This window comes from Streptomyces sp. NRRL S-87, from assembly GCF_000719335.1.
GTDB lineage: Bacteria > Actinomycetota > Actinomycetes > Streptomycetales > Streptomycetaceae > Streptomyces.
This window is the reverse complement of the sequence record NZ_JOGB01000192.1, coordinates 1-407: the sequence shown is the minus strand read 5'-3', so window position 1 is coordinate 407 and position 407 is coordinate 1. Positions and strand designations below refer to the sequence as shown.

Genomic DNA, 407 nt, shown 5'->3' with positions numbered 1-407 from the left:
GGCCGCAACAAGCGGCCGCTGGAGGACCACTTCGACCGCAACTACGAGCTGGAGTCGGCCCTGCAGGCCAAGGGCGACGACGACCGGCTCAAGAAGGTCCAGGAGTCCAGCGACCTGGCGACCATGCACTACGTCCGCCAGGGCGACCCGCGGGGCCTCGGCCACGCGGTGCTGTGCGCGGCCCCGCACGTCGGCGACCAGCCCTTCGCGGTGCTCCTCGGCGACGACCTGATCGACCCGCGCGACCCGCTGCTGTCGCGGATGGTCGAGACCCAGGGCCGCACCGGCGGCAGCGTCATCGCCCTCATGGAGGTCGACCCCGCCCAGATCCACCTCTACGGCTGCGCGGCCGTGAAGCCCACCGAGGACGAGGACGTCGTCCGCATCACCGACCTGGTGGAGAAGCC

At 71.7% G+C, this 407-nt stretch carries 1 protein-coding gene; it reads left to right on the top strand.

Annotation, left to right across the window (positions count from 1 at the left end; all coding sequences use genetic code 11):
• Nucleotides 1-407, top strand: a 407-nt coding sequence (locus IF43_RS0135700; RefSeq protein WP_030211257.1) for a sugar phosphate nucleotidyltransferase, incomplete at both ends; no start/stop codon positions are given.